At 64.7% G+C, this 26,200-nt stretch carries 17 protein-coding genes; 4 read left to right on the forward strand and 13 right to left on the reverse strand.

The window, feature by feature from the left end; translation table 11 throughout:
• Nucleotides 1-130: 130 nt before the first annotated feature.
• Together treS and glgB are read left to right on the forward strand one after the other, a co-directional pair.
• Complete coding sequence (gene treS, locus P5703_RS09175) at nt 131-3,457, forward strand: maltose alpha-D-glucosyltransferase (protein WP_285586241.1); 3,327 nt, start codon at nt 131-133, stop codon at nt 3,455-3,457.
• The gene (gene glgB / locus P5703_RS09180; RefSeq protein ID WP_285586244.1) at nt 3,450-5,663 is read left to right on the forward strand and encodes a 1,4-alpha-glucan branching protein GlgB; all 2,214 of its coding nucleotides are present in this window, start codon (nt 3,450-3,452) and stop codon (nt 5,661-5,663) included. Before treS ends, glgB begins: the two co-directional genes overlap by 8 nt.
• Nucleotides 5,664-5,906: 243 nt before the next feature.
• Here glgB and P5703_RS09185 read toward each other — a convergent pair whose 3' ends face one another.
• The 6 genes from P5703_RS09185 to P5703_RS09210 form a co-directional block, all read right to left on the reverse strand.
• Nucleotides 5,907-6,914, reverse strand: coding sequence for a lysylphosphatidylglycerol synthase transmembrane domain-containing protein (locus P5703_RS09185; RefSeq protein ID WP_200629869.1), 1,008 nt, complete (start codon nt 6,912-6,914; stop codon nt 5,907-5,909).
• Nucleotides 6,911-8,155, reverse strand: a complete 1,245-nt coding sequence (gene clsB / locus P5703_RS09190) for a cardiolipin synthase ClsB (RefSeq protein ID WP_200629870.1) — start codon at nt 8,153-8,155, stop codon at nt 6,911-6,913. Before clsB ends, P5703_RS09185 begins: the two co-directional genes overlap by 4 nt.
• Nucleotides 8,152-8,955, reverse strand: a complete 804-nt coding sequence (locus P5703_RS09195) for an endonuclease/exonuclease/phosphatase family protein (RefSeq protein WP_063542259.1) — start codon at nt 8,953-8,955, stop codon at nt 8,152-8,154. The genes clsB and P5703_RS09195 overlap by 4 nt, the downstream gene beginning before the upstream one ends.
• Complete coding sequence (locus tag P5703_RS09200; protein ID WP_200629871.1) at nt 8,952-9,869, reverse strand: DUF72 domain-containing protein; 918 nt, start codon at nt 9,867-9,869, stop codon at nt 8,952-8,954. The genes P5703_RS09195 and P5703_RS09200 overlap by 4 nt, the downstream gene beginning before the upstream one ends.
• A 7-nt stretch (nt 9,870-9,876) precedes the next feature.
• Complete coding sequence (locus tag P5703_RS09205; RefSeq protein ID WP_279642682.1) at nt 9,877-11,130, reverse strand: zinc-dependent alcohol dehydrogenase; 1,254 nt, start codon at nt 11,128-11,130, stop codon at nt 9,877-9,879.
• A gap of 296 nt (nt 11,131-11,426) precedes the next feature.
• Nucleotides 11,427-12,347 (reverse strand): LysR family transcriptional regulator, encoded by a 921-nt coding sequence (locus P5703_RS09210; protein WP_068505963.1) that lies wholly within the window; start codon nt 12,345-12,347, stop codon nt 11,427-11,429.
• 104 nt (nt 12,348-12,451) lie between these two features.
• Between P5703_RS09210 and P5703_RS09215 the strand changes: the two genes are divergently transcribed.
• Complete coding sequence (locus P5703_RS09215; RefSeq protein ID WP_106443191.1) at nt 12,452-13,279, forward strand: DODA-type extradiol aromatic ring-opening family dioxygenase; 828 nt, start codon at nt 12,452-12,454, stop codon at nt 13,277-13,279.
• A 27-nt stretch (nt 13,280-13,306) separates the two neighbouring features.
• On the forward strand, nt 13,307-14,146 hold the full coding sequence (locus tag P5703_RS09220) for a DUF2218 domain-containing protein (RefSeq protein ID WP_048329147.1): 840 nt from the start codon (nt 13,307-13,309) through the stop codon (nt 14,144-14,146).
• A 4-nt stretch (nt 14,147-14,150) separates the two neighbouring features.
• On the opposite strand, the gene P5703_RS09225 is transcribed toward P5703_RS09220, so the two are convergent.
• The 7 genes from P5703_RS09225 to glgA form a co-directional block, all read right to left on the reverse strand.
• Nucleotides 14,151-14,999, reverse strand: coding sequence for a M23 family metallopeptidase (locus P5703_RS09225; protein ID WP_061373613.1), 849 nt, complete (start codon nt 14,997-14,999; stop codon nt 14,151-14,153).
• 288 nt (nt 15,000-15,287) lie between these two features.
• Entirely contained in the window at nt 15,288-17,438 is a 2,151-nt protein-coding gene (gene glgX, locus P5703_RS09230) for a glycogen debranching protein GlgX (protein ID WP_285586266.1), read from the reverse strand.
• A 99-nt stretch (nt 17,439-17,537) separates the two neighbouring features.
• Nucleotides 17,538-17,876, reverse strand: coding sequence for a DUF2934 domain-containing protein (locus tag P5703_RS09235; RefSeq protein ID WP_270066510.1), 339 nt, complete (start codon nt 17,874-17,876; stop codon nt 17,538-17,540).
• Complete coding sequence (locus P5703_RS09240) at nt 17,873-20,683, reverse strand: malto-oligosyltrehalose synthase (protein ID WP_285586271.1); 2,811 nt, start codon at nt 20,681-20,683, stop codon at nt 17,873-17,875. Before P5703_RS09240 ends, P5703_RS09235 begins: the two co-directional genes overlap by 4 nt.
• Nucleotides 20,680-22,755 (reverse strand): 4-alpha-glucanotransferase, encoded by a 2,076-nt coding sequence (gene malQ, locus P5703_RS09245; protein WP_279640332.1) that lies wholly within the window; start codon nt 22,753-22,755, stop codon nt 20,680-20,682. Before malQ ends, P5703_RS09240 begins: the two co-directional genes overlap by 4 nt.
• Nucleotides 22,752-24,524, reverse strand: a complete 1,773-nt coding sequence (treZ, locus tag P5703_RS09250; protein WP_020307474.1) for a malto-oligosyltrehalose trehalohydrolase — start codon at nt 24,522-24,524, stop codon at nt 22,752-22,754. Before treZ ends, malQ begins: the two co-directional genes overlap by 4 nt.
• Before the next feature lie 12 nt (nt 24,525-24,536).
• Complete coding sequence (glgA, locus tag P5703_RS09255; RefSeq protein ID WP_037004740.1) at nt 24,537-26,087, reverse strand: glycogen synthase GlgA; 1,551 nt, start codon at nt 26,085-26,087, stop codon at nt 24,537-24,539.
• Nucleotides 26,088-26,200: the final 113 nt, after the last annotated feature.

Below are 26,200 nucleotides of genomic sequence, written 5' to 3' on the forward strand. Positions count from 1 at the left end.
TCGGATGTGGCTGGAGTCTGTACAAAATCAGCATGTTGCATTGATTTGTTGATGTTGGTTCCAGCTGCAGTTTCGTCGTTGCCCGGGCTGCGAACGACCGCGGCCCTTCATTGCGACAGGAATGAACAACATGGCAAAACCGCGCAAACCGGCCGCATTCATCAAGGATCCGCTCTGGTACAAGGACGCGGTGGTGTACCAGGTGCACCTGAAATCCTTCTACGATTCCAACAATGACGGCGTTGGTGACTTCGTCGGGCTGATCGAGAAGCTGGATTACATCGCCGACCTGGGCGTGAACACCATCTGGCTGCTGCCGTTCTATCCCTCGCCGCGGCGCGACGATGGCTACGACATTGCCGACTACCGCGGCGTGCATCCCGAGTACGGCAACATGGCCGATGCACGGCGCTTCATTGCCGAAGCGCACAAGCGCGGGCTGCGGGTGATCACCGAGCTGGTCATCAACCACACCTCGGACCAGCACCCCTGGTTTCAGCGGGCGCGCAAGGCGAAGAAGGGCTCGGCGGCGCGCAATTTCTACGTCTGGTCCGACACCGACGACAAATACCAGGGCACGCGGATCATCTTTCTCGACACCGAGAAATCCAACTGGACCTGGGACCCGGTGGCCAAGCAGTACTTCTGGCACCGCTTCTATTCCCACCAGCCGGATCTGAATTTCGACAACCCGCAGGTGATGAAGGCGGTACTGGCCGTCATGCGCTTCTGGCTGGACATGGGCATCGACGGCCTGCGGCTGGACGCGATTCCCTACCTGGTCGAGCGTGACGGCACCAACAACGAAAACCTGCCCGAGACCCACGCGGTGCTCAAGGCCATCCGCGCCGAGATCGACGCCAACTATCCCGATCGCATGTTGCTGGCCGAGGCCAACCAGTGGCCGGAGGATACCCAGCTGTATTTCGGCGGCGAAGACGGCGGCCCTGGCGACGAATGCCACATGGCGTTCCACTTCCCGCTGATGCCGCGCATGTACATGGCCATCGCCCAGGAAGACCGCTTTCCGATCACCGACATCCTGCGGCAGACGCCGGACATCCCGGACAACTGTCAGTGGGCGATCTTCCTGCGCAACCACGATGAGCTGACCCTGGAAATGGTCACTGATCGCGAGCGTGACTATCTGTGGAACTACTACGCCTCGGACAAGCGGGCACGCATCAACCTCGGCATCCGTCGGCGTCTGGCCCCGTTGCTGGAGCGCGACCGTCGCCGCATCGAACTGCTCAACAGCCTGCTGCTCTCCATGCCGGGCACGCCGGTGATCTACTACGGTGACGAGATCGGCATGGGCGACAACATCTTCCTCGGCGATCGCGACGGTGTGCGCACGCCCATGCAGTGGTCGGTGGACCGCAACGGCGGTTTCTCCCGTGCCGACCCGCCGAATCTGGTGCTGCCGCCGGTGATGGACCCGCTCTACGGCTACTACACCATCAACGTGGAGGCGCAGCAGCGCGACCCGCATTCGCTGCTGAACTGGACACGGCGGATGCTCACCATCCGCAAGCAGTTCAAGGCCTTCGGCCGCGGCACGCTGAAGATGCTGGCGCCGAGCAACCGGCGCATCCTGGCCTATCTGCGCGAATTCACCGGGCCGAATGGCGAAACCGAGATCATCTTCTGCGTCGCCAACGTTTCGCGTTCGGCCCAGGCGGTGGAGCTGGAAATGTCGCAATACGCCGGCATGGTGCCGGTGGAGATGGTCGGCGGCAGTGCCTTCCCGCCCATCGGCCAGCTGCCGTACCTGCTGACCCTGCCGCCTTACGGCTTCTACTGGTTCCTGTTGGCGCCCACCAATCAGATGCCGAGCTGGCACCAGGAACCGGTGGACACCATGCCGGACTTCCGGACCCTGGTGCTCAAGCGCCTGGACACGCTCACCAGCGGCAACCGGCGCATTCTGGAGACCGAGTCGTTACCCGCCTACTTGCCCAAGCGTCGCTGGTTCGCTGCAAAGGACGTGGCGATCGAGGCGATTCGCATCAACTACTGCGTGCCGTTCGGCGATCCCAACCGGCCGGTGCTTTTGAGCGAACTCTGTGTCGAGTCGGCCGGGCGCAGCGATCTCTATCAGTTGCCGCTGGGCTTCCTCGACGAGGCGGACTTTGGCACCGCACTGCCGCAACAGCTGGCGCTGGCCCGCGTGCGCCGTGGGCCACAGGTCGGACTCATGACCGATGCCTTCGCGCTGGAACAGTTCAGCGCAGCGGTCATCCAGGGACTGCGCGACGAGCTGGTGCTGCCCTGCAACGATGGCGAGATCCGCTTCGTACCGATGCCGCAGCTGGACGAGCTGCAGTTGCCGGAGCACCCGGAGGTACGCTTCATCTCCGCCGAGCAATCCAACAGTTCAGCGATCATCGACAACAAGGTGATGATCAAGCTGCTGCGTCGCGTCGCGGCGGGTATCCATCCCGAGCTGGAAATGGGCGGTTTTCTCACCGCCGGTGGTTTCGCCCACATTTCCGGCATGCTCGGCCAGGTCAGCCGGATCAACAAGCAGGGCGAGCCAGTGGCGCTGATGGTGATCCAGCATTTCCTCGACAGTCAGGGCGACGCCTGGGAATGGACGCTGAACAACCTCGACCGCGCGGTACGCGACGAAATCGCCGGCGGTGTATCGATGCACGAGAACCAGTTCAGTGCCCTCGACGAGTTGCAGGCCTTCAACCGGCTGCTCGGGCAGCGTCTGGGCGAGATGCACATGGCCCTGGCAGCGGACACCGACGATGCCGCATTTGCCTACGAAATCACCAGCCCGGCGAACGTCGAGCAGTGGGCGCAGAGCATCAGCGCCCAGCTCGAGCAGGCACTGCAGCGGATCGACGAACACCGTTCCACTCTCGAGCGCAGGGATGCCGCCGCGGTGGGGCAGCTGCTCCAGCGCCGCGATCAGCTGCTCGCACAAGTGAAACGTCTGGCAGCTAGAACGGTGGGGGGCGTGCGCACCCGCGTGCATGGCGACCTGCACCTCGGGCAGGTTTTGGTGGTGCAGGGCGATGCGTATTTCATCGACTTCGAGGGCGAGCCGGCCCGTTCGCTAGACGAACGGCGAGCGAAACACAGCCCGTTCAAGGATGTCTCAGGCCTGCTGCGCTCGTTCGAATACGCCGCGGCCATGACCATTCGTGGTGCACAGGTCAGCGACAGCACGCCGGAGGCCGATCAGGCTCGCCAGCGCATTGCCGCGAGCTACCAGCGCAGCGCACAACAAGCCTTCCTCGATGCGTACCGCGACGCCACCCGGGAGCTGCCACATGCCTGGCAGGAGCAGGATGGCGCGAATGCTGCACTGCTACTGTTCAGCCTGGAGAAATGCGCGTACGAGATCGTTTACGAAGCGGAGAACCGTCCGACCTGGTTGCCCGTCCCGCTACAGGGGCTGATGGCCCTGGCACAACAGCTTTTCGATGGAGATTCCAATGACTGATCGCCCGGCCCTGACCATGCCAGGGGAAACCCTGATGCCTAGTGACGCCGATGTAGATGCTCTGGTGCGAGCCGAGCATGGCAACCCGTTCTCCATTCTCGGGCCGCACCCCGATGGCGAAGCAATGGTGGTGCGCGCCTACCTGCCCAACGCATTGGGCGCGGAAGTGCTGGACCGCAACCAGCAATTGCTGACGGTGATGGAGCAGGGCCAGGTGCCCGGCTTCTTCGTCGCCCGTCTGACTCACCAGCAACCTTACCTGCTGCGCATTCGCTGGGCCGGTGGTGAGCAGATCACCGAAGACCCGTACAGCTTCGGTCCACAGCTGGGCGAACTGGACATGCATCTGTTCTCCGAGGGCAACCATCGGCAGATCGGTCGGGTGTTCGGTTCCCAGGTGATCGAGGTCGACGGCGTGCAGGGTGTGCGTTTCGCCGTCTGGGCACCCAATGCGCGGCGGGTCTCGGTAGTCGGCAGCTTCAATGGCTGGGACGGACGCCGACACCCGATGCGGCTGCGCTTTCCGTCCGGCGTATGGGAGCTGTTCATTCCGCGCCTGCAGCCCGGCGATACCTACAAGTACGAGATTCTCGGCCCCAACGGCATCCTGCCGCTGAAGGCTGATCCCGTCGCACTCGCCACCGAGCATCCGCCGGGAACCGCATCGGTCATCGCCCGGCCACTGGACTATCAGTGGAAGGACCAGGCCTGGCTGCAACAGCGGTCCGCGCGCCAGTCCCTCGAGGCGCCGATGAGCATCTACGAGCTGCATGCCGGGTCGTGGCGACGCGAGGGTGGCGACGACGGGCGAATGTACAACTGGCACGAGCTGGCCGAGCGGCTGATCCCTTACGTGGTGGACATGGGCTTCACCCATATCGAGCTGATGCCGATCATGGAGCACCCGTTCGGCGGCTCCTGGGGTTACCAGTTGCTCTCGCAGTTCGCCCCCAGTGCGCGCTACGGTAACGCCCACGACTTCGCCGAGTTCGTCGACGCCTGCCACAACGCGGGTATCGGCGTGATCCTCGACTGGGTGCCGGCGCATTTCCCGACCGACGCCCATGGCCTCGGCGAGTTCGACGGCACCGCGCTGTACGAATACGCGCACCCGTTCGAGGGCTTCCATCAGGACTGGGACACCTACATCTACAACCTCGGCCGTACCGAGGTGCACGGCTTCATGCTGGCCTCGGCGCTGCATTGGCTGCGTGAGTTCCACGTCGATGCGCTACGCGTCGACGCAGTGGCCTCGATGCTCTACCGGGATTATTCGCGCAAGGATGGCGAATGGATTCCCAACCGCCATGGCGGGCGCGAGAACCTGGAGGCGATCGATTTCCTTCGTCACCTGAACGATGTGGTGGCCACCGAGACCCCCGGCGCGCTGGTGATCGCCGAGGAGTCCACCGCCTTTCCCGGCGTCAGCAAGCCGACCAGCGAAGGTGGGCTGGGCTTTTCCTACAAGTGGAACATGGGCTGGATGCACGACACGCTCAAGTACATCCAGGAAGATCCGATCCACCGGCAGTACCATCACGACAAGCTGACCTTCGGCATGGTCTACGCCTATTCCGAGCATTTCGTGCTGCCGATCTCCCATGACGAGGTGGTGCACGGCAAAGGCTCGCTGATCGACAAGATGCCGGGCGACCGCTGGCAGAAGTTCGCCAACCTGCGCGCCTACCTGTCGTTCATGTGGACACATCCCGGCAAGAAACTGCTGTTCATGGGCAGCGAGTTCGGCCAGTGGCGTGAATGGAATCATGATCGCGAGCTGGATTGGCACCTGCTCGAAGAAGCCGATCACCGCGGCGTGCAAAACCTCGTGCGCGATCTGAATCGGCTGTACAGCCAGGAGCCGGCGCTGCATGAACTGGACAGTGACCCCCGCGGTTTCCAGTGGCTGATCGGCGACGACAGGGCGAACAGCGTGTTCGCCTGGCTGCGCAAGAGTTCGACCGGCCATCCGCTACTGGTAATCGGCAACTTCACGCCGGTGGTGCGCGAGGGTTATCGCATCGGTGTGCCGGTGGATGCCAGGTGGCTGGAGGTGTTCAACAGCGACGCCGAATGCTACGGCGGTTCCAACACCGGCAACGGCGGCGGCATGCTGGCCGAGCCGGTGGAAAGTCACGGCGAGAAGGTTTCGCTGTCGCTGACCCTGCCGCCACTGGGCGTGCTGGTAATGCGACCGCAGGTCTGAAGGCTACAGCGATGACAAGCGCCGCTCGGGGCAACCTGAGCGGCGTTTTTTTACTGGAGGGCGGGGAAGCGGGGCATCTGGTCAATGCACTTTGCGGGTTTGCTTGAGTCGCTGATGTCACGGTCAAGACCACTCCAGCGAGTGCCGCGATCAACCCTGTCGTGGAGCGGGCTGCCGACTGGTCTGATGGCGAGGCTGCAGCGTCGCCCCTTGTGGGGGCGGGAGCTGCAGCCGACCCAGGTCTCAGCTCGTCTCCTGGGTAGCCGTCGGCTGCTCTGCGCCCTGGTTACTTTTACGCAGCTTCTTCGCCCGCGCCTCGAGTACCACGTAGACAAGGGTGGCGAACAGCAGGGGGATCAGGAAGTAGATCACCCGATAGCCGATCAGCCCGGCGACGATGGCTCCCTTGCTCATCTCGTCGGCGAGCATGGCCACGAACACGGCCTCGATCACGCCGAGCCCCGCGGGAATTTGGGTTACCACGCCGGCGATGCTGCTGATCATGAGAATGCCCAGCACCTCGGGATAGGCCGCCTGCCTGGACAGCATGAAGTACACCACCAGCGCCATCAGTGACCAGTTCGCCGCGCCGAGGACCAGCTGAATCAGTGCCAGGCGCAGTGACGGCAGGTGAATCTCGTGACCGCGAATGGTCCACGAACGCCGTTTGGAAAAGCCACAGAGCCCAAGGTAGACGACGCACGCCAACAACAATCCGGCGCCTAGCACGCGCAGCGCGGTGAAGCCGATTTCCCAGTTGGCTGGCGGCGTGATCCAGCCCATGACGAAGATCAACCCGGCCAGCCACATGTAGCCCAGCCAGTTGGTGAGCAGGCTCAGGGTGAATACCCTGGTGATCTGCGATGGGCGCAGGCCGAGGCGCGAGTACAGGCGAAAGCGCAGGGCGATGCCGCCGACCCAGGCACTGAGGTTGAGGTTGAAGGCATAACAGACAAAGGTGACCGGCAGGATCTGCCGCAACGGCAGGTCATGGCGCGCGTAACGCTTGCCGAGCACGTCGAAGAAGCAATAGACGACGTAGCTGCCTAGCGCAGCCGCGCCTGCCATCCACAGCGTTTCGGCGCGGTAGTTGCGCAGGGTGCTGTAGACCTCCTGCCAGTCGAGGTTGCGGGCCAGCCCGATCAACAGCCCTGCGACCAGGATGAAGAAGACGTACGTGAGAATCCTCTTGATCAATGGCCAGCGCCGACGCCAGCCGCCTTTCGCCTCGCCGTGGGTCGTGTGGCTCATCGTTGTTCTCGCTGTATGGGGGCGGGCACGCTATCGAGTGGAGGCGCATCTGCATCGAGCAGCTCCAGACGTGGCTTGTGTTTGGGGAACAGGTCCACCAGACCGGGGAAATGCCGCAGGAAATGGAAGATCAGAAATGCCAGCGGCGCGCGCCACCAGAAGCCCCGGATGATCCGTTCCAGCGGGATGCGTCGGCAGTCGGTCTGCAGCAGCTGATCGAGCCGCTCGTGCAGGTGCCGGTTGAACACGTGGTCGCGGATGATCAGGTTGGCTTCCAGATTCAGCGACAGGCTCAGCGGGTCGAGATTGCTCGAACCCACCGTCGACCATTCATAGTCGGCCAGCGCCACCTTGCCATGCAGCGGGCGCCGGCAGTATTCGTGAATCTCCACGCCGTCACGCATCAGGTAGTTGTAGAGCATGCGCGCGCCGAACTTGGCGATCGGCATGTCCGGTTCGCCCTGGAGGATCAGCCGCACCCGCACGCCACGCCGTGCGGCATTGCGGATCTCCCGTAATACGCGATAACCGGGGAAGAAATAGGCGTTTGCAATCAACAACCTGGAGCGAGCATCTCGAATCGCTTGCAGGTAATGCTGTTCGATGTCATTGCGATGCTGGTCATTGTCGCGGGTGACGAAAAGTGCTCGAGCTTCGCCGCGACTGACGCCGCCATAGCCGGGCGTCTGCTGCCGCACGCGGCGTCGCCACCAGCGATGCTGCGGCGGTTTGTTCGGCGCGATCTGGCTGAGGGCGAAATGATGGATATCCCGCACCACCGGGCCTTCGACCTGCAGCGCGTAGTCCTGCTTGGCGGCCGGGCCGAAGTCAGCCAGGTGATCGGCCGAGAAGTTGATCCCGCCGATGAAGGCGACTTCGCCATCGACCACCACGATCTTGCGGTGCATGCGGCGGAACACGTTCAGTCGGCGGCCAAGCAAACGCTTGCCCGGATCGAACATGTGAATGCGCACGCCAACCCGCGTCATCGCGCTGACGAACTCGCCGTGCAGATCGGCCGAGCCGTAACCGTCGACTGTCACGTCGACGCTGGCGCCATTGTTCGCCGCGGCGATCAGCGCCTGCTGCAGCTCGGCACCGACCTTGTCCTGAAACAGGATGAAGGTTTCCAGCAGGACCTCTTTCTTGGCCTGTGCGATGACATCGAACACGCGGGGAAAGAACTCTTCGCCATTTTCCAGCAACTGAAGGCGATTACCGTCTCTCCAGTGGTAACTCATAGGTGTATCTCCACCGCCAGGGGCAGATGATCGGACAAGTGCGTCCAGGGTTTGTTACCGAGTATTCGCGGTTTGTGACTGCTGGCATTGCGCACATAGATGCGATCCAGGCGCAGCATCGGCCAGCGCGCCGGGAATGTCTTGGCGACCTTGCCCTGGGAAACGGCGAAGACTTCGTGCAGCCCGGCGCAGCGATCTAGCGTGCGCGTGGCCTTCAATCGCCAGTCATTGAAGTCACCAGCGACCACCACTGGCGCACCCTCGGGCAGCGAGTCGAGCAGGTTGCAGAGCAGTTCCAGCTGCTGCTGGCGATGCGATTCGCGCAGGCCCAGATGCACGCAGATCGCATGGAACTCCTCGTGCCCCGGCACCTGCAGCACGCTGTGCAGCAGGCCGCGACGCTCGGGGCCGGCGATGGAGATGTCGAGGTTCTCGTAGCGGATGATGGGAAATTTCGAGAGCAGGGCGTTGCCATGGTCGCCGTCGGGATAGACCGCATTGCGCCCGTAGGCAAAATCGGTCCAGATGCTGTCGGCAAGAAATTCGTACTGCGGGGTCTGCGGCCAGTTATGAAAGCGCAAGGCGTGCTTTTCGTGCGTACCCAGCACTTCCTGCAAGAACACGACGTCGGCCGAGACGCTGCGGACCGCTTCGCGCAGCTCCGGCAAGATGAATCGCCGATTGAAGGCGGTGAAGCCCTTGTGGGTGTTCACCGTGAGAATGCGGACGGCATTGACCGCCGTAGCCATGTGCGCGTCGAGGTCGGCGCTTGCGATCGGGTGGTCTTTATCCAGAGTCAATCGATAGCTCCTTCCAGTTTTCCGGGGCTGACCTGCAGATGCTCATCCAGGCCGAGCCGATGCAGCAGTTGGCGTGCGTCGTACGGCGCACGGACCTTCACGTCGTTGTCGAAGTAGCAGTACACCTGGCGCGAGGCTCGCCGTCGCGGCTTCTTCGAGCTGATCAGCCGTGCGTCGTCGGGCTGGCTGCCGGCGTTCCAGGATTCGATCCGGCGGCGCCATTCATCCAGCGCGGCGTCGGTGTAGCCACTGGTGTAGAGCTCCTCGGCACCATGCAGGCGGATGTAGACGAAGTCGCTGGTGAGGTCTTCGTGATGCGGCCATTTGCCGGCGGTATCAGCCACTACCAGCGCTACCTGGTACTTGCGCAGAAGCTCGACGAATGCCGGATCGACGAAGCTGGCGTTGCGGATCTCCACGGCGTGGCGCATGCGCCGCTTGCGGTCTACGGACAGGTAGCTGCGGCCCTCCATGCGTGGCTCGCAGTCTCTGGCAATCGCCAGCGCCGCTTCGGTGTCGTGGGGCAGCTGGCGCAGAAAGGCTTCGAACAACGCGGGATCGAACTTGAACGACGGTGGGAACTGCCAGAGGATCGGCCCCAACTTTTCCTTGAGCCGAAAGATGCCCGAGGCGAAGAAGTTGGCCAGCGCCCCGTCGACCTCGCGCAGCCTGCGCACATGGGTGATGTAGCGCGGTCCCTTGACGCTGAAGACGAAGCCCTTCGGCGTATCGGCGTACCAGTCGGCATAGCGTTCGGGCGTTTGCAGCGAATAGAACGAGCCGTTGATCTCGATGCTGCCGACCGCCCGGGACGCGAAACGCAGCTCCTTCTTCTGCGTCAGCCCCTTGGGATAGAAGTCGCCTCGCCACGGCGCATAACGCCAGCCCGAGATGCCGATATGGATGCCAGCCATGGGCGAGCTACCTGGGATTCTGCACTGTAGTCGGGTCGCTGGCCGGGAAGGTATCGGCCACTGCCTCATCGAGAATCTGCTCCTCACTGCCCTGTGTATCGCCGCGCTGAGGCTGCAGTTCGACCTTGATCCAGCCATTCTCGCGACGGTCGAAGGCTTCGAAGGCAGCGATCACGTCGGTCATCGGCTTGACCTGGGTAAGGATCTTCGCCGGGTCGATACGCCGCGCCTGGACCATCTCGATCAGCCGCGGGATGTACTTGCGGTGGTGGCAGTTGCCCATGTTGATGGTGATGTTCTTGTTCATCGCCATGCCGATGGGGAAGGTCATCGCATCTGGCGGGTAGACGCCTATGATCGACAGCGTGCCGGCCTTGGCGATGCTCTGCACCGCCCATTCCAGCGCCTGGGAGGGAGCATCGCCGGGCTGCCAGAGCTGACCCTGAGCCGAGCTGGCGGTCGCCCCGGCGCCACAGCATCCATGTTCGGCATCCACGCCCACGGCATCGATCACCCGGTCCACACCGATACCGCCGGTGAGCCGCTTGAGCGTCTCGACGGGGTCTTCGCGATCGAAGTTGATCGCCTCCGCGCCCTGGCGCTGCGCCATGCGCAGACGATCGTCATGGCGGTCGATGGCGAACACCCGGCCAGCGCCCAGCAGCTTTGCGCTGGCGATGGCGAACTGGCCCACCGGGCCGCAGCCGAACACCGCCACGGTGTCGCCGCTACCGACCTCGGCCATCTCGGCGCCGAAGTAGCCGGTGGGAAAAATGTCGGACAACAGGATCGCCTGGTCATCGCTGATCTCCGGCGGCAGCTTCACCAGGCCGATGTTGGCGAAGGGAATCCGCGCCTTTTCGGCCTGCAACCCATGAAAGGGGCCGGTGGTCTGCGGCCCGCCGTAAAAGGAGGTGCCGGCTTCCTTGCCGTTGGGATTGGCACCGTCGCACTGGGCGAAGTAGCCCGCCCGGCAGTAGGAACAGTTGCCGCAGGCGATGGTGGAGGGGATGACGACCCGATCACCGATCTGCAGGTTGCGCACATCGGCGCCCAGGGCTTCGACGATGCCGACACCTTCGTGGCCGAGAATGGTGCCCGGCTGCATGCCGCTGACGGTGCCCCTCACGAAGTGCAGGTCGGTGCCGCAGATCGCCGATGCGGTGATGCGCACAATGGCATCGGTGGGCGCCAGGATGCGTGGTTCCGGCACGTCTTCGAAACGGATATCGCCAACGGCGTGGTAGACAACAGCTTTCATGGTCACTCCATTGGCCCGGCTCGCGGACCGGGACGGATGCTGGCGGAGCGGACGAGCAGGCTGCACGGCGGGAAAGAAGACCGGCGCGAATGTTCGGATCGAAGGCTCCGCGGGGTACTGGAATACTCGCGCGCACGACGGGATTCGCCGGGCACATCTGTTCCGACTTTTCCCGGCGTTGGCGGTTCATCTTTTTCTGGTGCGGCGAGTTCGATGCGACGTGGGCTCGCCGCTTTCTAGGGGGGTAAGGCTGCTGCGGACGACTAGGGTGACCGGCTGAAAGGCGGGAAGGGCGGTCAGGCGGGCGGCAGGCTCCAGGGCAGCTCGCCGGCAAAGGCGTCGACCAGGTAATCGATCATGACCCGGACCTTGGCCGGCGGCCGCCGGTCAGGCGGGTAGACCACATGAATGCCACCCAGCCCCATGCACGGCTGGTCCAGCTCCAGCGCCACCAGCTCGCCGCTGCGCAGGGCGGAGGCGACGATGAACTGCGGCTGATAGATCACCCCCTGGCCGCCCACGGCCGCCGCCACCAGCGCCTCGCCGTTGTTGGCGAGCAGGTCGCCGCTGACGGCGACGCGCACCTCGGCGTGCTCGCCGAAGGCCCAGTGCTTGCCCCCCGCCAGCGCCGAAAGGCTGTAGCCCAGGCAGTTGTGCTGACCGAGGTCAGCGACACTGCGCGGTACGCCCCGCTGGTCCAGATAGCTCGGCGCGGCGCACACCAATAGCGGGCAATCTGCCAGACGCCTGGCCTGCAAGGGACTGTCCTCGAGTCGGCCGATGCGCACGGCCATGTCCCAGCCACCATCGAGCAGGTCGACCTGACTGTCGGTCAGGCCCAGCTCCACCTTTACCGCCGGATGGCGGCGGCTGAATTCGGGGATCAGCGGGGCGATGAACTGCGTGCCGAAGGTCAGGGGCACGTTCATCCGTAGCAGCCCGGTGGCTTCCACCCGCTGGGAGGCGACGCTGGCTTCCGCCTCGTCGATCTCCGGGAGGATGCGCTGGCAAGCCTCCAGGTAGTTGCCGCCTGCCTCGGTCAGGCTCAGGCGGCGGGTGCTGCGATGGAAGAGCTTGACGCCCAGGCGGCGTTCCAGCGCATCCACGTGCTTGCTGGCCATGGCCGGGGACATGTCCAGGTGCCGCGCTGCTGCCGACAGGCTTCCAGCGCTGGCAGCGCGAACGAACACACGCATGCCGGTGATGCGATCGAGCATGGTATTTCTCACTATCAGTAAAAGGTGTCGCCTTGTAATGCCAGGTTCTCGCACCTCTGAGTGTAAGCCATGATGCCCGCATATCCGTTCCGGGAGTTCATGCGATGACCTCTTTCAGCTCGTCGGGCGTCGGCCAGACCATGCCGACCCTGTTCGTACCGCACGGTGCCGGCCCTTGTTTCTTCATGGACTGGAACCCGCCAACCGCCTGGAATGCCATGGCGGACTTCCTAAAGGACATCGCCGCGACCCTGCCGGCGAGGCCGACCGCCATCGTCCTGGTTTCCGGCCACTGGCTGCAGCCGACCTTCAGCGTGACCACGGCCGCACGCCCCACGCTGATTTACGACTATCACGGCTTTCCGCCGCACACCTACGAACTGCGCTATCCGGCACCGGGCGATCCGGCACTGGCCAGCCGAATCGCCGGCTTGCTCGACGGTGCGGCACTTGGCGGTCGTGAGGATGCCCAGCGTGGCTTCGACCACGGCATGTTCATCCCGCTGAAGCTGATGTTCCCGGACGCGGACATCCCGGTGGTGCAACTCTCGTTGCGCAGCGACCTCGACCCGCGGGCACACATCGAGGCCGGTCGCGCGCTGCAGGCGTTGCGCGGCGAGGGCGTGCTGATCGTCGGCAGCGGCATGAGCTTTCACAACATGCGCGGCTATGGCGACCCGCGTTTCGCTCCGATTTCGGACGAATTCGATCATTGGCTCACCGCTGCGGTCGAACTGCCGCCCGGCGAGCGAGACCGGGCGCTGCAGCGCTGGGAAGACGCTCCGGCGGCGCGCCTGTGTCATCCGCCGAGGGCCGAGGAACACCTGATCCCGCTGCTGGTGGCTGCCGGCGCAGCGGGTGATTCGAACGGACGCAAGGTCTTCAGCGACCGCGTCATGCACACCACGCTGTCAGCCTACCGTTTTGGCTGACGCGCACATTTCATCGAGGGGAACACCATGTACCGATCACAAAGCCGAATCACGGCGAGCAATCCGTCGCGCCTGATCAAGCGCCTGTGCAATCACTGGCGGCACAAGTTTCCCGTGCAGCTGGACGAGCAGGGCGGCGACATCGAACTGCCGCTCGGCCGCTGCAGCCTGCGCGCCAACGAGGGCGTGCTGGACGCAAGATTGGAGTCCAACGATCGGGCACAGCTGCAACAGTTGCAGAAAGTGGTCGCCGATCACCTGGCGCGCATGGCCGGCGACGAGCCGCTTGGCATCGCCTGGCAGACCGAAACCGGTGCCGAGCCAGCCGCACAGCCGGCCGAGAACCGCGCGCTGGATTCCAGAAGCCGCTATGGCACCGTTTCGCGGGTATTCCACTGGCTGATGGCACTGCTGATCGTCTGGCAGTTCCTCAAGCTGGGTGACCGCATCGAAGAGGGGGAGCACTGGGTCGGGCAGACGCTGGTGCCCTGGCACGTTTCCCTGGGGGCCGTGCTGCTGGTTCTGGTGCTGCTGCGCATCTTCTGGTCGGCCAGCCAGCTGAGCCGACGGCCGCTGCACGACCCGGCCACGGCCTGGCTGGTCAAGGCTGGGCACCTGGCGCTGTATGCCTGCATGGTGGCGATGCCGATCACCGGCGTGCTCTATCTGGTCGGCAATGGGTACGGTCTGAAGGTGTTCGGCCAGCAACTGGTGGAGAAGGGGCCTGAGATCGCCTGGGCGGCCTCGATCGGTGGTCTGCACTCGCCGCTGGCCTGGCTGACCGTGCTGCTGGTGATCGGGCATATCGGCGCTGCGCTGTATCACCGGCTGGTGAAGCGCGACGACATCATGCAGCGCATGCTCTAGTTCATCACTGGCTGCTCAACGCGAAGTTGGGCAGCGATTCCACCGGCTGGTTGAAGCGGAAGGGGATCGACACCATCGCCGCGCCGTAGGGCTTCTGTACCACGAAATGCAGGTGCGGGCCGGTACTGCGGCCCGTATTGCCGGACTTGCCGAGCAGTGTGCCGACTTCCACGCGCTGGCCCGGCTCGACCCGCACCGAGCCCCGGCTCAGGTGCAGATAGGCGCTGTGGGTGCCGTCGTCGTGCTCGATGCGCACATGGTTGCCGGCCGGGTCGGGCAGCCGCCCGCCCTGGCCGTCGCGAACCTTCACCACGGTCCCGGCGCGGGCCGCGACGATGGGCGTGCCCACCGGCATCGCGATATCCACCGCATAACGGCCGCTCGGCGAGTTGTGACTGAAGTCGCCGCCGGCGCCCTGGGAGATCCGGAACGGCCCTCCTTGCCACGGCAGCGCGTAGGCCGGGCCATCGACGACACCAGGCTGATCCGGCTCCGGCGAGAAGATCAGCGCATAGCTGAACGAGTGCTTGAACATGATCGGCCCGCCCGCCTGACGCTTGCTCAGCGTGGCGACGCGTACCCGGCTGTTGGCCGGCACCGTCTTGCGGATCACGCCGTTGCCGACGCCCGCCACGTTGACCATGCGCGTCAGGCGCAGCGTCACCTCCACCGGTACCTCCAGGGTATTGCTGACATCCATGGCCTTGCCGCTGCCGGCACGGTTGATGAGCAGCCGTACCGAGCCCGGTTTGTCGGTTGCTTTCGTTTGCTTGCTGGAGGCGAAGCTGGGAGCCAGCGGAGCCAGCCCGATCAGCAGCAGAAGGGGATAGATGAGCGGTCGCAGAGAGAGCATGACGTGTGATCCATCACGGAAAAGACAAGACTGCCGGCGACGAGCAGAACGAATCCGTTGGTTGTTTAAGGGGGCCGCGCTGGATTTTGGGACTGGAGTCACGCGACGAGGTTCACTGCCGCATGTCGTTTTTTCAGGTGGATTTTTTCATCGCGAGAAATGCGGATGGGACGCCTCGGCCGGCCCGAAGCGGGAGCCCACGCCGCAGCGGTGTGGGCAGCCGACAACGTCAGAACGCGACGGGCCAGGCGACGCCGCCCCGAACCCGTCAAGGTCCGGGGCGCTTCATCACTCGTCAGCCTTGATCAGTTCCAGCAGCAACAGCGAGCGGCCGGTGACGGCGTACTCGTCGTTGAAGTCGAAACGTTCCGGCCGCGCGGTGGGGTGGTTGGTGTCGATCAGGCGGTTCCAGTAGATGCCCTGGGGCACCTCGGGCAGCGTGAAATTCACCAGGTCGTGGTGCGAGTTGACGATGATCAGCAGCGTCGCATCCGAACCGGCGCGGCGGATGCCGGTCGGCTGGGCACGGCCGTCGAGGAGCATGCCCATGCAGCGGTTGTGCGCATCTTCCCACTGCTCGATGGTCATCTCTTCGGCATTCGGCGCCAGCCAGGTGACATCCTTGACCCCCAGTTCCTCGTTGTAGGCGCCGACCAGGAAACGGCTGCGGCGCAGCATGGGGAAGCGCTGACGCAGGCGGATCAGCTTGCGGGCGAAGCCCAGCAGGCCGTAGCTGTCCTCGCTGATGTCCCAGTTCACCCAGCCGATCTCGCTGTCCTGGCAATAGGCGTTGTTGTTGCCGTGCTGGGTCCGGGCGAACTCGTCACCGGCGACGATCATCGGGGTGCCCTGGGAGAACAGCAGCGTGGCGAGGAAGTTGCGCATCTGCCGATAGCGCAGCTCGTTGATCTCCGGATCGTCGGTGTGGCCTTCCACGCCGTGGTTCCAGGACAGATTGTTGTCGCTGCCGTCGCGGTTGTCCTCGTCGTTGTCCTCGTTGTGCTTGTGGTTGTACGACACCAGGTCCTTGAGGGTGAAGCCGTCGTGGGCGGTGACGAAGTTGACCGAGCTGAACGGCCGACGCCCGCGCTGGTTGTAGAGGTCGCCGGAGCCGGTCAGGCGGCTGGCGAAGTCGGCCAGCTGGCCGTCATCCCCTTTCCAGAACGACCGCACGGTGTCGCGGAACTGGTCGTTCCACTCGGCCCAGCCCGGCGGGAAGCCACCGACCTGATAGCCGCCGGGGCCGCAGTCCCAGGGTTCGGCGATCAGCTTGGTCTTGGCCAGCACCGGGTCCTGGCGACAGGCGACGAGGAAGCCGTGACGCTCGTCGAAGCCGTAGTGCTCGCGACCGAGAATGGTCGCCAGGTCGAAGCGGAAGCCGTCCACGTGCATCTCGGTGGCCCAGTAGCGCAGCGAATCGGTGACCATTTGCAGTACGCAGGGGTGGCTCATGTCCAGCGTATTGCCGGTGCCGGAATCGTTGATGTAGTAGCGCTTGTCGTCCGGCATCAGACGGTAGTAGGAGGCGTTGTCGATGCCGCGCATGGACAACGTCGGGCCGAGCTCATTGCCTTCGGCCGTGTGGTTGTAGACCACGTCGAGGATCACCTCCAAGTCGGCGTTGTGCAAGTGCGCGACCATCTCCTTGAACTCGCTGATCTTGCCGTTGGCCAGGTACTTCGGATGCGGCGCGAAGAAGGCGATGCTGTTGTAGCCCCAGTAATTGGTCATGCCCTTTTCCAGCAGGTGCTGGTCCTGGACGAAGGCATGAATGGGCAGGAATTCGATGGACGAGACGCCGAGCTTGCGGATGTAGTCGATCACTTCCGGCGTCTTGAAGCCGGCAAAGGTGCCACGCACATCGTCGGCCACAGACGGGTGGCGCATGGTGTAACCGCGCACATGGGTCTCGTAGATGATCGTCTTGTCCCAGGGCACCTGCACCGGATGGTCGCGGCCCCAGGTGAAGGCCGGGTCGATGATTTTGCACTTGGGCACGAAAGGTGCGCTGTCGCGCTCGTCGAAGCTGAGATCGCCGTCGGGATGGCCGATGGTGTAGCCGAACAGCGCTTCCGACCATTTCAGCTCGCCCACCAGTTGTTTGGCGTAGGGGTCGATCAGCAGCTTGTTGGGGTTGAAGCGATGACCGTTCTCCGGGTCGTAGGGCCCGTGCACGCGATAGCCATAGATCTGACCGGGGTGGGCGTCGGGCAGGTAGCCGTGCCAGATCTCGTCGGTGTACTCGGGCAGTTCGATGCGCTCGATCTCGGTTTCACCGCTGGCATCGAACAGGCACAGCTCCACTTTGGTGGCGTGTGCGGAAAAGATGGCGAAATTCACGCCCAAGCCGTCCCAGGTCGCCCCGAGAGGGAAGGGCAGGCCCTCGCGAATCCTGGAAGGGGTCATGACCTGTGGCGCGTGGGGCTTTTTCTTACTCATGAAAACTCCAAGGACGGATTCAGGAAGGCACAGCGAAGCGCCTGTCGGCGCGGACGGTCATTGGACCGAACCGACGCCGACAAGATTGCCTGCCGCCGGTCAGCTTTCCTTCTTTGCGCGCGGGGTACGGGTCTTCTTGATGGTTTCCGGTGTGCCGGCCTTGGCGTCGGTGTCCGCCTTGGCGGTATCAGCCTTGGCACTGGCACGGCTCGCGCGGGGCTTCACAGCCGGCGCTTCCTTGACCTTCGGTGTGGCATCGGTGGGCTTGGTGGCGGTTTTGCGCGCGCGGGTCGCCGGTTTGGCCACGGGGGCCCCTTTTTCGGCCTCGACCAGCTTGCGAGCCATCTCCCAGTGACGCTCTTCCTCGCCGTGCGGGCAGCCTTCGGACTGCCAGATCTGGTAGGCGAACTCGCGGATACGTTTTTCTTCTGCACTCATTGTTGGGATTCTCCTGTTGCTCTCGTAGACGTATGCAGGACGGCCACCGACAAGCCGTCCAGAACGCGCGCAGCCTCGAGGCTGGCTTGTTGGGATGTGACTGTCGTTCCGTCGAAAAGTCGCTCGAACTCACTACCGTCCAGCGCCTCGGGCAATGCGATACGGGTATCGCCCCAACGCTGCGCTGGAATCCGAGGTTGTCTGCTGTCGCCCAGCAGGCCGGCAGCCAGCCGCGGCACCACCACCACCAGCCATTGCCCGTCCAGTTCGCGAGCGAAGGCGAGCAGGCGCTCGGCCTGCTCGCCGCTCACCGAAAGCGGCAGATAACGGCCCTCGGTGAACAGCCGCGGAAAACGTCGACGGGCCTGCAGCGTGCGGCTGATCACCAGCTGTTTGATGCGACCGTCATGCCAGCTTTGCAGCAGCTGGTCAGGCGTTGCGGGCTGCTCGAGGCTGTTGCGGCGCGCGGCGAAGTCCACGGGGCGGCGATTGTCCGGGTCCACCAGGCTCAGGTCCCAGAACTCGGCGCCCTGGTAGAGATCCGGCACACCGGGGGTGGTCATGCGCAGCAAGGTTTGCGCGAGGCTGTTCAATGCACCGGCGGGCGCCAGCTCAGCGGCTGCGGCGGCGATTTCGTCCCGCAATGGTGCGCCTTCGGCGGCCAGCAGCAGGTGCTCCACGTATTGCCGGCAGGCGCCTTCGTAGTCGCCGTTGGGATCGCTCCAGGTGGTGCGCAGCTTGGCTTCGCGCAAGGCCTTTTCCTGCCATTGCAGAATGCGCGCGCTGTACTGCTCCATGGCGGGTCGGTCGTCAGCCTGCAGGTCGAGCGGCCAGCTGCCGAGCAGGATCTGGAACAGCATCAGCTCGTCGGCGGGCGAGGGCGCGGCGCCATCGTCCAGCTGGCGGATCTGTCCTGCTGCCAGTTCTCGCCAGTGGCGGACCTTGCCGGCGAACCAGTCGGCGCGCTCGCTGAGCACCGCGATGCGCGCACGGGTGTCCTCGCCGCGCTTGTGATCGTGGGTGGCGGTGGTCAGCAGGTTGCGCGGGAAATGCTCGACGCGTTGCAGGCATTCATCGTGAAAGACCTGCGCGGGTGCGCTGAAGTGTTGCGGGTCGAAGCCCACGTCGTTGCGCGAGAGCAGGATGCCGGAGCGGTAGCAGGCGGTGTCTTCGACGGCCTTGGCGGCCGCCGGCGAGGTCAGCTGCTGGAAGCGTGTGCAGGCGTAGCGGCGAATCTTGCGCAGGTAGCGCGGCAGCTGACGCAGGCTCTCGCCGCCCAGCCAGCGCTGCAGATGCTCCAGCAGCGGCCAGTCCGCTTCGCTCAGGGTCGTCTTCGCGCCTTCCAGCGCCTGCTGGAAGAACGGCTCGTCCGCCTCGCGCCGGCCTGACGCGGCGATATAGGTGCGGTACACCGGGAAGTGAATGATCAGCTCCAGCAGCGCTCGACGGATCGCGCCGAGGGTGATGTCGCGAGTCATCACGTCGCCCCGGGCCACCTGTAGCAACGCCTGAGCGACAGTTTCGAAATCGCCGGCCAAGGGGCCGGTCAGCACCAGCTGGCGGGCCTGGCGGGCCTCTTCCATGAAATCGGTGGTGCGCCCGCTGGTCTCGCTCCACAGCGAGCAGAGCAGCGCTTCGCCAGCCGGGTCGTGCTGCAGCAGCGACACCTGGTTCATGAACTCGTAGCCGGTGGTGCCGTCCACGCCCCAGTCGTCATGCAGTCGCTCGCCACCGGCGAGGATCTTTTCGACGTAGATCGGCACGTGATCCTGTACCGCTTCCGGCGGACGGCCGGCATTGAGCCGGTCGACACGACGGCGCAGGCGCCGGCAGTAGCCACGCGGGTCGGCCAGACCGTCGATGTGGTCGATGCGCAGGCCGTCGACCAGGCCGTCGCCGATCAGCTCGAAGATCTTGGCGTGGGTTTCCTCGAATACCACCGGCCGCTCGACGCGCAGGCCGCCCAGCTCGTTGATGTCGAAGAAGCGTCGCCAGTTGATGTCGTCGCCGGCGGTGCGCCAGCTGGCCAGTCGATAATGCTGGCGTTCAAGGAGGCCGTGCAGGCGCTTGAAGCCATCCTCGCTGGTCGAGTCGTAGCAGTTCAGCGCCTGCTCGAGCGCCTGTCGCGTTTCAGCGTCCTGCAGCTGTTCGGCCAGGTCGGCACGCAGCAGGCGAGCGGTCTGGTAAGGCGCCGGCTCGGTCTTCAGTGCATCGAAATGCTGTGCCAGCGCCCGCAGCTGCGGATGCTCGGCGGCGCGCAGTACCTCGCCGTAGCTCGGCGGGGTGATCGGGAAGCGATGCTCGTAGTGCTCGGCGTACAGGGCGCCATTGTCGATATCCAGGCGCAGTTTAACGGTGCCCTGTTGCAGCGCCTCGCCATAGTCACTGCCCAGGAAGGGCACCAGCAGCTGCCCTTCGAGCAGGGGGTCCGGCGAATTCCATTCGATGTCGAAGAACTGCGCATAGGGGCTGCGGCGACCCCATTCGAGCACGTCCAGCCACCAGGCGTTACCGGAACCACCCACGGCCATGTGGTTGGAGACGATGTCCAGGATCAGTCCCATGCCCTTGCCGCGCAGGGCCTCAACGAGACGCTGCAGCGCCGGCTCGCCGCCCAGTTCCGGGTTGATGCGGGTCGGGTCGATCACGTCATAGCCGTGCATGGAGCCCGGGCGGGCTGTGAGCAGCGGTGAAGCGTAGATGTGGCTGATGCCGAGTTCGGCGAAGTAATCCACCAGTGCGGTGGCGTGATCCAGGGTGAAGTTGCGGTGAAACTGTAGTCGCAGGGTCGCGGTAAGGTCTTTCATCGATGCGCAGCTCCACGATGGTTACGGCGTGCCTGCGCCAGGCATTTCAGGCGCCGGCGGCTGGCTTCGCCGTCGAGCAGCGTTGCACTGTCGCCGGGATAGCGGCGACGCCAGTTGGGGTGGGTTTCGACGATGCCCGGCATGTTGGTCTGTTCCTCCAGGCCGAGCGCGTCCTCGACCGGAAACAACACCAGCGGTGCGCGGGTGTGGCCGAGAAAACAGGCCGCGGCATCGACGGCTTGTTCGGCGCTCAGCAGATGATGAGGGTCTTTTCCGCCATCCTCGCAGAGCGCTCGGTTGAGCCCGGCGCGCTCATGTTCGCGGGAACGCCATTGCTGATCGCGATCGGCTTCCTGCACCTGACCGACCTTGATGCGCCAGTCGATGTCATGGCCGTTCCACCAGCCCCTCAGGGTCGGGATGTCATGGGTGGTACTGGTCGCCAGGGCCTGGTCGGAATACTGGTCGGCACGCTGAAAATGGCCGTCGTGCTGTTCGAACAGCAGTACCCGCATGCCGAGAATGCCCTTGGCGGCGAGCACGTCACGAAACCCGTGGGGAATGGTGCCGAGATCCTCGCCGAGGATCACCGCCTGATGCCGCCAGGCCTCCAGGCAGAGCAGGCGCAGCATGTCGTCGAAGGGGAAATTGAGGTACACGCCGCGCTTGGGGTCGGCGCCGGCCGGCACCACCCACAGGCGCTTGAGGCCCAGCACGTGGTCGATGCGCATGCCGCCGGCGTGGGCGAGATTGGCGCGCAGCATTTCGATATAGGCCCGGAAGCCATGCTGGCGCAGGCCCCAGGGCGAGAACGCGGAGATGCCCCAGTTCTGTCCGTCGCGGTTCATCACATCCGGCGGTGCGCCGACGCTCAGCGAAGCGAGCAGTTCGCCCTGACGGCTCCAGGCCTGGCTGCCACCGCCGTCGGCGCCGACGGCAAGGTCGGTGACCAGACCGATGCGCATGCCGGCGCTGCGCGCGGCAACCTGTGCGCGCTCGAGCCCGCGCGCCATCAGCCACTGGCCGAAGGCGTGATAGCTGACCTCGTCGGCGTGTTCGCGGGCGAAGCGTTCCACCGCCGGGCTGGCCGGGTCGCGGTAGTCCTGCGGCCAGTTGCGCCAATGCTGCGGATGGCCCTCGGCGTCACGCAGATGGTGGTGCAGCGCCTCGAAACGGCAATGGTTCTCCAGCGCTTCGCCGCCCTTGGCGCGAAAACTGTCGAAATCGGCCTGTTGCGGGTTCTCGCCCTGGCTGAAGTCGTCGAACAGCTGGCGCAGCAGGCGCTGACGCGATTGCGCCACGGCAGGCCAGTCGATCAGGTCCAGTCGCTCGAGGCGCTCCAGCTCCTCGCCGAGTCCGCACGCCTCGATGGCCTGACGCACCGGCCATTCGCCGAGAATGGAGCCCGGCGCCGCGTGCAGCACGTTGTAGAACAGTCGGCTGGAGGGCGAGTAGGGACTGTACTGATTGATATGCGCAGCGAACATGGCATGCACCGGGCTGATGCCTAGCGCGTCGGCTCCATGGGCAGCGGCATTGCGCAGCAGGGCTTCCAGCGCCTGGGTGTCGCCCAGCCCGCCGTCGCCCGGTCGGCGCAGGCTGTACAGCTGGGCCGTCAGCCCCCAGGCGTTCGGGCCGGCGAGTTGCGCAACCGTGGGGCACGAGGGCGGCGCGACCGCCACGGTCAGCTCGGTTTCGTCGATCCTCAGGCGGTGATAGCCCGGGGTGTCCGGCACATGCAGCCGTGCCTGGTCGTCCAGCGTGCCGTGCAGCACGTCGCCCTGTTCGGCCACCAGTTCGTAACGGCTGGACGGCGGGAAGTAGGCCGCCAGCTCCAGCACGGCGTTCTGGTCGCAGGTCAGCAGCGGTGGTACGCCGCCGTGGTTGTTCTGATGCGCGATGACTTTCAGGCTGGCTTCGATCTGCTGGTCGGTATCTGCCTCGAGTCCGAGGCAACCGAGCACTTCACGCAGTACTTGCGGCTCCACCCGCTGCTGACGGTTGTCGGCGTCCACCCAGTCGATGGACAACCCGGCAGCGTCAGCCAGGCGGATCAGGGCTTCGTCACTCATGCGGCTTTCTCCAGATACAGCCTGGCCATACGAGGTGCCAACTGGTCATGCGCATGCGTGGCCTCGCGGCTGGCGAACAGCAGCTCGCCGCTGATCGATGCCGTCGGAAGGGGCACGGCCTGGGCGCCGAGGTTGAGCTCCAGACGCAGCCGGCTGCCATCGCCGAGCTGCCAGCGGGCGAGCACCGCCGCTTGCGCCAGCACACGGGATTCGAGAAAGCGCGCACCCTGCAGGCGCGGTACGATCTCCCGGTGGCGGATGCCCAGCAACTCGCGATACAGCGCATACCATTCGGCATGCCCAGGTTCCTGGCGGGCGCTGAAATCCGGGCGCGAATTTTCGAAGGTGGAAACCGCGTTGGGGTCGGGAATGCGCTCGCGGGTGGCTTCGTCGGCAAACTCGGCGAACTCGGCGAACTCGTTGCGCCGCCCTTCGCGCACTGCATCGGCCAGTTCGCCGTGGTGGCTGGTGAAGAACAGGAATGGTTGGCGCGCCCCCCATTCCTCGCCCATGAACAACAGCGGCACCATGGGCGACAGCAGCAGCACGGCGGTAGCGGCACGCAATGCATCGGCATCGGCCAGGCTGACCAGGCGTTCGCCGAAGGCGCGGTTGCCGGTCTGGTCGTGGTTCTGCAGAAACAGCACGAAGGAGGTCGGCGACAGGTGGCCGCTGGGTTCGCCGCGCGCCTCGCCGCGGCGGTTGTTCTGGCCCTGGTAGATGAATCCCTCACCAAGAAAGCGCGCGAGTTTCGCCGTCGCGTTCTGGCAGTAGTCGGCGTAATAGCCCTGCTGCTCGGCAGTTAGCAGGGTGTGCAGCACGTTATGGCCGTCATCGTTCCACTGCGCGGTGAAGCCCTGATCAAGCAGGCTGGCGCGGTTGTCCTCATTCTCCAGCACCAGGTGGACATGGCGACAAGGCTCGATGGCCGCGTGCACACGCTCGGCCAGTTCCAGCAGGAAGCTGCGGTCGGTGATCGCATGCACGGCGTCGAAACGCAGCCCGTCGAAGCGATAGTCCATCAGCCACATCAAGGCGTTGTCGATGAAGAAATCGCGCACCTCGCGGCGGCGGAAATCGATGGCGTCGCCCCAGGGGGTCTGCTGATCGTGGCGAAAGAAATGCTTGGCGTAGCGACGTAGGTAGTTGCCGTCCGGGCCGAAGTGGTTGTAGACCACATCGAGAAACACCATCAGCCCCAGGCCGTGGGCGGTATCGATCAGGTGCTTGAGCTCTTCCGGGCTGCCGTAGGCGGCTTCCGGCGCGTAGGGCAGCACGCCGTCGTAGCCCCAGTTGCGGTCACCGGGAAACTCGGCGATCGGCATCAGCTCGATGGCCGTGACACCCAGCTCGGCAAGATCGGACAGGTGCTTTTCCATGGCCGCGAAGCCGCCGTAGAGGCCGACATGCATTTCATAGAGCACCGTTTCGTGCCAGGGCCGCCCCTGCCATTCGCTGTTGCGCCACAGATAACCATTGCCGGTGTCGACCACCAGACTCGGTGACTGAATGTCACCGGCCTGTCCGCGCGAGGCCGGGTCCGGCACCTGGAGTTCATCGTCGATGAGAAAGCGGTAAAGGGTTCCGACGCCGTAAGGCGCATCGATGCTGTACCAGCCATCTTCGGCGGCGGTCATCGGCAGCGTTTGTGCGCCTACGACAATCAGGCTGACGCTTCGCGCGTCGGGTGCCCAGAGGCGGAAGCGGGTGGTCCCGCTATCCAGCAACTCCGGACCGTGATGCGCAATATAGGCACGCTGCTTCTGCATTGATCACTCTCTTCAGATGGTTAGATGAACCTCGCGGCGCTCCGTGAGCAGCTGCCGGTAGAGCAGGTCATATGGCTCGATCGCATGACGCCAGAAGAAGCCGGCCGCCATGGCCCGGCAGCGCATGGCGCCGAGCAGTTCAGGGTGGTGATGCACCGCCAGGGCGCGCTGTACGGCCTGGCGATAGCTGGCCGCGTCGGGTGCATCGAACAGGAAGCCGGTGATGCCGTCCTCGATGGAGTCCGCCAGCCCGCCGGTACGCCGGGCGATGGGCAGCGAGGCGTAGCGCTGGGCGTACATCTGGCTCAGGCCGCAGGGCTCGTAGCGTGACGGCATGAGCAGGAAGTCGCTGCCGGCGAACAGACGGCGCGCGTCGGTCTCGTTGAAGCCGATGTGCGCTCCGACCTGTCCGGGATACTGCTCGGCCAGCTGACGGACCTGCGCTTCGATCTGCCTCTCGCCCTGGCCGAGGATGGCCAGCTGACCGCCACCTTCGACGATGGCATGGGCCACATCGAGGGTCAGGTCCACGCCTTTCTGATACGCCAGGCGCGAGACCACGGCGAACAGCGGAGCGTCGCGCTTCTCCAGCCCGAACGCGTCCCGCACATAGGCGGCATTGGCCTGCTTGCCGGCCCAGTCACGGGCACTGAAGCCGCTGACGAGGTAAGGGTCGCTCTCCGGCTCCCAGCTTTCGTCGATGCCGTTGAGCAAGCCGCTGAGCAGACCCTGGCGGGCCTTCATGCTGAGGAACCCTTCCATGCCGCAGCCGAACTCCGGCGTGGTGATCTCCCTGGCGTAGGTCGAGCTCACGGTGGTGACGTGATTGGCATAGGCGATGCCGGCCTTGAGCAGCGACAGCTTGCCGTAGAACTCCATGCGCTCCGGGTCGCTGGCCTCGCCGGGAATGCCCAGCAGGCGCCGCTGGGACATGTCGATATTGCCCTGATAGGCGAGGTTGTGGATGGTGAACACGCTGGGCGTCGACAATCCGCGCCAGTGCATGTACGCCGGTGCCAGACCTGCCGGCCAGTCATGGGCGTGGACCAGCTCTGGCGCCCAGCTGATGCAGGCGGTGCCGGCGGCGATCTCGGCAGCGGCCAGGCCGAGGCGGGCGAAGCGGACCGGGTTGTCCTGCCAGTCGTTGCCGTGTCCGTCGACGTAGGGTGAGCCATCGCGCTCGTAGAGTTCAGGGCTGATCAACACGTAGATGATCAGGCCATCCGGCATGTCGATGCGGCCGATGCGGCAGCCGGGTAGCTCGGCGTAACCGCTCAGCGAACCGACAATGCGGATAGGGTGGCCGCTGTTGATCACTTGCGAATAACCGGGAATCAGCACACGCACATCGTGGCGTGCGCCAAGTGCTCGCGGCAGGGCGGCGGACACGTCGGCGAGCCCGCCGGTCTTGACCAGGTCGGTCAGTTCGGAAGTCACGAACAGGATCTTGCGTTTGTCATCGTGGCTACTGCGAATCTGCAGAGCAGGGCGAGCAACCGGGGGTACAGCGGGTTGGGCCTTCGGTAGCCCGAGAGGCCGGGCGTTCACAGCGGCAATACTCATCACGATCTCCCCAAAAGCCCCGGCGTTGCCGGTGCCTGCTACGAGCATATTTCTGCTATGCAACGATCTGATGACCGCCACATACAATGAACACGACCAGGCAAAAAGATTGT

It is taken from the genome of Stutzerimonas sp. FeSN7 (assembly GCF_030263795.1).
Taxonomy (GTDB): Bacteria; Pseudomonadota; Gammaproteobacteria; order Pseudomonadales; family Pseudomonadaceae; genus Stutzerimonas; species Stutzerimonas stutzeri.

Coding starts and splice junctions, on each gene's coding strand:
- treS (WP_285586241.1), top strand. CDS start 131: ATGGCAAAACCGCGCAAACCGGCCGCATTCATCAAGGATCCGCTCTGG.
- glgB (WP_285586244.1), top strand. CDS start 3,450: ATGACTGATCGCCCGGCCCTGACCATGCCAGGGGAAACCCTGATGCCT.
- P5703_RS09185 (WP_200629869.1), bottom strand. CDS start 6,914: ATGAGCCACACGACCCACGGCGAGGCGAAAGGCGGCTGGCGTCGGCGC.
- clsB (WP_200629870.1), bottom strand. CDS start 8,155: ATGAGTTACCACTGGAGAGACGGTAATCGCCTTCAGTTGCTGGAAAAT.
- P5703_RS09200 (WP_200629871.1), bottom strand. CDS start 9,869: ATGGCTGGCATCCATATCGGCATCTCGGGCTGGCGTTATGCGCCGTGG.
- P5703_RS09205 (WP_279642682.1), bottom strand. CDS start 11,130: ATGAAAGCTGTTGTCTACCACGCCGTTGGCGATATCCGTTTCGAAGAC.
- P5703_RS09210 (WP_068505963.1), bottom strand. CDS start 12,347: ATGCTCGATCGCATCACCGGCATGCGTGTGTTCGTTCGCGCTGCCAGC.
- P5703_RS09215 (WP_106443191.1), top strand. CDS start 12,452: ATGACCTCTTTCAGCTCGTCGGGCGTCGGCCAGACCATGCCGACCCTG.
- P5703_RS09220 (WP_048329147.1), top strand. CDS start 13,307: ATGTACCGATCACAAAGCCGAATCACGGCGAGCAATCCGTCGCGCCTG.
- P5703_RS09225 (WP_061373613.1), bottom strand. CDS start 14,999: ATGCTCTCTCTGCGACCGCTCATCTATCCCCTTCTGCTGCTGATCGGG.
- glgX (WP_285586266.1), bottom strand. CDS start 17,438: ATGAGTAAGAAAAAGCCCCACGCGCCACAGGTCATGACCCCTTCCAGG.
- P5703_RS09235 (WP_270066510.1), bottom strand. CDS start 17,876: ATGAGTGCAGAAGAAAAACGTATCCGCGAGTTCGCCTACCAGATCTGG.
- P5703_RS09240 (WP_285586271.1), bottom strand. CDS start 20,683: ATGAAAGACCTTACCGCGACCCTGCGACTACAGTTTCACCGCAACTTC.
- malQ (WP_279640332.1), bottom strand. CDS start 22,755: ATGAGTGACGAAGCCCTGATCCGCCTGGCTGACGCTGCCGGGTTGTCC.
- treZ (WP_020307474.1), bottom strand. CDS start 24,524: ATGCAGAAGCAGCGTGCCTATATTGCGCATCACGGTCCGGAGTTGCTG.
- glgA (WP_037004740.1), bottom strand. CDS start 26,087: ATGAGTATTGCCGCTGTGAACGCCCGGCCTCTCGGGCTACCGAAGGCC.